At 71.0% G+C, this 4,963-nt stretch carries 5 protein-coding genes; all 5 read right to left on the bottom strand.

Annotated features, from left to right (window positions below; genetic code table 11):
- On the bottom strand, positions 1-501 hold a 501-nt coding region (locus J7E68_RS12555; RefSeq protein WP_215173080.1), incomplete at its 3' end, for an ATP-binding cassette domain-containing protein.
- Positions 498-1,391 (bottom strand): ABC transporter permease, encoded by an 894-nt coding sequence (locus J7E68_RS12560; RefSeq protein WP_215173083.1) that lies wholly within the window; start codon positions 1,389-1,391, stop codon positions 498-500. The genes J7E68_RS12555 and J7E68_RS12560, both read right to left, overlap by 4 nt.
- Positions 1,388-2,335 carry an ABC transporter permease gene (locus J7E68_RS12565; RefSeq protein WP_215173086.1) on the bottom strand — a complete coding sequence of 316 codons (948 nt, stop codon included), beginning with the start codon at positions 2,333-2,335 and terminating at the stop codon, positions 1,388-1,390. Before J7E68_RS12565 ends, J7E68_RS12560 begins: the two co-directional genes overlap by 4 nt.
- Positions 2,336-2,353: 18 nt before the next feature.
- The gene (locus J7E68_RS12570) at positions 2,354-3,988 is read right to left on the bottom strand and encodes a TIGR04028 family ABC transporter substrate-binding protein (protein WP_215173088.1); all 1,635 of its coding nucleotides are present in this window, start codon (positions 3,986-3,988) and stop codon (positions 2,354-2,356) included.
- Positions 3,989-4,154: 166 nt separating this feature from the next.
- The coding region (locus J7E68_RS12575) for an LLM class flavin-dependent oxidoreductase (RefSeq protein WP_215173090.1) at positions 4,155-4,963 on the bottom strand (809 nt) is incomplete at its 5' end.

The raw sequence follows: 4,963 nt of genomic DNA on the forward strand, positions 1-4,963 counted from the left end.
GGCCGATGCGATCAGCACCCGCTGACGCATCCCGCCCGAGAGCTCATGCGGGTACTGGCGCGCCCGCAGATCCGGGTCGTCGATGCCGACCCGGTCGAGGAGCTCGATCGCCCGCGCCCGCCGCGATCTGCGGTCTCTGTGGCCGTGCAGTCTCAGCACCTCTTCGACCTGCGCGCCGATCGGGCGCACGGGGTCGAGCGAGGTCACAGGATCCTGCGGGACGAGACCGATCTCGGGGCCGCGGATGCCGCGCAGCGCGCGATCCGTCCAGCCCGAGATGTCGAGGTCGCCGAGGCGCACCGCGCCGCCGTCGACCCTGCCGCCCTCGGGCAGCAGACCGAGCAGGGCGTGCGCGGTGGTGGACTTCCCCGACCCCGACTCGCCGACGAGTGCCAGCGCCTCTCCTTCGGCGATCTCGAACGAGACCCCGTGCACCACCTCGCGGCGGCCGGCTCGGGTGGCGTACGAGACGGCGAGGCCGTCGACGGTGAGCACGCTCATCGCGGGTTCCTTCCGATGCGGTGCGAGATGCGGTTCGCGCTGAGCACGACGACGACCACCACGAGTCCGGGCAGAGCCGTGAGCCACCACGCGGTGGCGATGTAGTTGCGGCCCTCGGCGATCAGGAGTCCCCACTCGGGGGTGGGGGGCGGGGCGCCGTACCCGAGGAATCCGAGGGTCGAGATCGCGAGGATCGCGGTGCCGAACTGCAGGGCCGCGAGCGCGACGATCGGGGTGAGCGAATTGGGCAGCACGTGCCGACGCAGCACCGTGAAGAAGGTGCCGCCGCTGCCGTACGCCGCCTCGACGTACTCGCTGCGTCGCACCCGCGCGACCTCCGACCGCATCAGGCGGGCGAAGGCGGCGACGCTGCCGAGGCCCACGGCGATCGCCGCGTTCACGGTGCCGAAGCCGAGCAGGATGATCACCGACAGCGAGAGCAGCAGACCGGGGATCGCCAGCAGCACGTCGACGACGCGCATCAGGATGTCGTCGACGACGCCGCCGATCGCGCCGGCGACCGCACCGAGGATCGTGCCGAGCGCGAGACCGACCGTGACGGCGATGAGCGCACCCGAGAGCGAGTGCACCGCGCCGTGGACGACACGGCCGAACAGATCGCGGCCGAGGGTGTCGGTGCCGAACGGATGCGCCGCGCTCGGCGGCAGCAGCTTGTCGGCGGGGGTGCCGGTGAGCGGGTCGCCCGGGGCGAAGACCCCGGGGATCAGCGCCCAGAGCACCGCGAGCGACACCACGGCGATCGCGAGGTAGAGCCCCCAGGGCAGGCCGAGCAGACCGCGTGCGCGTCGCCGCGGTCGGGCGACCGCGGCATCCTGCTGCGGTGCCTCGGGCGGGGTGTCGACGGATGCGGCGACGGCGGCGACGGTCATGCCGATGCTCCAGTCTTGACGAGTGCGCGCTGGCGGGGATCGATCAGCGGGGTGGCGAGGTCGACGGCGAAGCTGATCAGCACGAAGCCGAGGGCCGACAGCAGCACGACGCCCTGCAGCACCGGGATGTCCTGGTTCGACACCGCCTGCTCGGTGAGACGGCCGATGCCGGTGCGGCCGAACACCGTCTCGGTGACCACGGCCCCGCCGACGAGCTCGCCGAACAGCACGCCCGCGATCGTGAGCGTGGGCAGCGCCGCATTGCGCGCCACCGAACGGGTGAGCACCCACGAGGGCGGCGCGCCCTTGGCGCGGACGACGGTGATGAAGGGCTGCGCCTGCACCTGGTCGATGGCCCGCACCAGCACCTGGGCGAGCGGGGCGGAGATCGGCACGGCGAGCGTCAGCACCGGAAGGACGAGCCCGGCCACCGGGTCGGCGCCGACGATCGGCACCCACCCGAGCCCGAACGAGAAGACCTGGATCAGCAGGATGCCGAGCCAGAAGACGGGCACCGCGACGAACAGCCCCGGCACCTGACGGATGCCGTCGCGCAGCCACGCGAACGGTGCGAGCGAGGAGAGCCCTGCGACGAGCACCGCGATCAGCAGCGCCACCACGAGTCCCAGCGACGCCAGCAGCAGCGTCGACGGCAGAGCCTCGGCGAGCATCGCCAGCACCGGGGTGCCGAACTGCGTCGAGTAGCCGAAGTCGCCGGCAGCGAACCCGAGACCCGCATGCAGGTACTGCTGCCACCACGGCAGATCGGTGCCGTAGGTCGCACGGATGCCGTCGAGTTGCTCCGGCGACAGCCCGAGGCTGGGGTCGGAGAACTTGATCAGGATCGCATCGCCCGGCAGCAGCTGCAGCAGGAAGAAGGTGGCCGTGAAGGCCGCGATCAGAACGATCGCGGCCTGCCCGGCTCGTCGGAGGACGAAGCTCATCGGTGCACCGTGTCAGTCTCAGTGCTCGGCGAGCCAGACGCCCGAGAAGGTGGGGCGACCGACCGACTCGAAGTCCACGCCGTGCACGTAGGTCGCGGCGCCGTAGACCTGCGGCTCCTCGAACAGCGGGATGACGTAGGCCTGCTCGGCGATGTAGTCCTGCACGGCCTGCGACGCCTCGGCCCGCTTCTCGGTGTCGGGCTCCGACGCCACGGTCTCGAGAAGGGCGTCGAGCTCGGCATCCTTCGAGATCAGCACGTCACGGTTCTTCGTGTAGTACTGGCTCTTGATCACGTCGAAGTCCGCGCGGCCGACCATCGAGTGATAGAAGCCGGTCTTCAGCGGGTCACGCGTGTCTTCGGCATACGATCCCGCATCCGCCGGCTTCACCGTGAGCTCGACACCGACCTTCGCGAGCTGCTGCGCGACGAGCTCGAGCGTCTGCTTCGAGAGCGGCTGGGGTGCCGCCTCGTAGACGGTGATCGACAGGCGCTCGCCGTCCTTCTCGCGGATGCCGTCGGATCCGGCCGTCCAGCCGGCGTCGTCGAGCAGCTTCTCGGCCTTGTCGGGGTCGTAGGCGTAGTGCTCCGACTCGTCCTTGTAGCCGAGCGCCTCCTGCGACAGCACCGACGTCGCGACCGGGTAGTTCTCGGTGAACAGGGTGTCGACGACCTCTTGGGCATCGACCGCGGCGACGAGCGCCTGACGCACCCGGATGTCGGAGAGCAGCGGGTTCTCGGGGCGCAGCGAGATGGAGTTGTTCACTCCGCGGGTCTGCGGCGCGTAGAGCGTGAAGCCCGAGCTCTCGACGCGGTCCTCGTCGAAGGCCTGCACGTAGCGGACGTAGTCGGCTTGACCGGCGAGAAGCGACCCGATGCGCACCGAGTCTTCGGGGGTGACCAGCACATGCACGGCGTCGACGTACGGGCGGCCCTGGTTCTCGGCGCTCTCCGCTGCCCAGGCGTAGTCCTCACGGGCGGTGAGGGTGAACTCGGTGCCGAGCTTCTCGTCGGTGAGCGTGAAGGGGCCGGCGCCGATGATGGCCTCGGCGTTGCCCGCTCCGAAGTCCTCGATCGTGCCGTCGAGAGTGTCGGGAGACAGCAGGCCGGAGTTGATGGTCGACGTCGCCTGGAGGAATCCGGGTGCCGGCGCCGAGAAGCGGAAGGTGACCGTGTCGTCGTCGACGACCTCGCTCGACGCGTAGTTGTTGATCGCCTCCGAGACCGTGAGGCCGCGCTCGGGATCACCCAGCCCGTAGGTGTCGAAGTTCTTCGCGACGGCTGCGGCGTCGAGCGGCGTGCCGTCGGAGAACGTCACGTCGGGCTTCAGATCGAACGTGTACTCGGTGGCGTCGTCGTTCACCGTCCAGTCGGAGGCGATCCAGGGCTCGATCTCGAGCGACTCCGGGTTCTGCCAGGTCAGGCGGGCGGCGATGTTGTTGACCACGCCGCCGTTCGGGTAGAAGCCGGCCTGCGGCGGATACAGGTTCGTGAACGTCTGGTGCTCGAGGTAGGTGAGCGTTCCCCCGGTGACAGGGTCGCCTGCGGCGGCGGAGCTGTCGGCCGGAGCGGACGACGAGGCGCAGGCCGTGAGGCCGGCCGCGAGGACGAGCGGAAGCGCGATGGCGGCTGCGCGGATGAGACGGCGGTTCATGCGGGTCCTCCTGGACGGGGATGCTGTGGTTCCGGTGTGCGGGTGAACGTCACGCTAGGGACTCGTGCGACCTGACCGCCACTGCGGCCGTCATGTGCGGACGCGGCCTGTCACGAGACGTCAGGGCCGGTCACCCGGCGCAATCCGACGTAACGGATGCGACGGTTCAGCGGGCGAGCAGCGAGGATGCGGCACGCTGCTCGCTGTCGACGCCGAGACGGTCGCGCAGAGTCGAGGGGCCTCCGTCGCCGCGGCCGAGCAGCCCGCGTCGGCGCAGCTCGGGAGCGGCGAGGCGGGTGAAGGCCTCGAACTGCGCGGGCTGGAAAGCCGACAGCACGTTGAAGCCGTCGGCGGCGCCCTCGTCGCGCCAGGTCTCGAAGTGATCGGCGATCGTCGCGGCATCGCCGACCACGAAGGCCGCAGGCACCGCGTGGGCGGCGACCAGGTGGCGCCAGGTCAGTGCCGTCGCGCCGGCGTCGCCGACGCGGAGTCCGGCGATGCGTCGCAGGCGCTCGATCAGCGCTGCTCCCCCCTCACCCAGACGCCCGGCCTGATCGCGGGTCACGACCTCGTCGAAGTTCGCGGAGCGCAGGGGGTCGTCGGCGCCGACGCTCAGAGCATCCGCGAGCGCCGCCACCGATCTGTTCGCCGGGAACGCCGAGCGGGTCGACTGATGCCCCTCGTCGAGCGGGACGAGGGCGAGCAGCCGCTCGACGATGCGGTGCGCGTCGGCGTCGGATGCTGCGACGACCGGCAGCACCGGCGCGATCACCGCCAGGCTCTCCGGCGAGCGACCCGACCGGACCGCGATGTCTCGCAGCGTCCGGCGGGTGGCGATCGCGTCGGCGATGTTCGGGGCGGCGATGAGCGCGAGATCGGCCTCGGTCGCGGCGAGCGCGCGCGAGCGGGGCGAGGTGCCGGCGTGCACGATCGGGATCCGCCCCTGCGGAGGGCGGGCGACGTTCAGGGGGCCCG

It is taken from the genome of Microbacterium sp. ISL-103 (genome assembly GCF_018613995.1).
In the GTDB taxonomy this organism is placed as follows: domain Bacteria; phylum Actinomycetota; class Actinomycetes; order Actinomycetales; family Microbacteriaceae; genus Microbacterium.

Coding starts and splice junctions, on each gene's coding strand:
- J7E68_RS12560 (WP_215173083.1), bottom strand. CDS start 1,391: ATGACCGTCGCCGCCGTCGCCGCATCCGTCGACACCCCGCCCGAGGCA.
- J7E68_RS12565 (WP_215173086.1), bottom strand. CDS start 2,335: ATGAGCTTCGTCCTCCGACGAGCCGGGCAGGCCGCGATCGTTCTGATC.
- J7E68_RS12570 (WP_215173088.1), bottom strand. CDS start 3,988: ATGAACCGCCGTCTCATCCGCGCAGCCGCCATCGCGCTTCCGCTCGTC.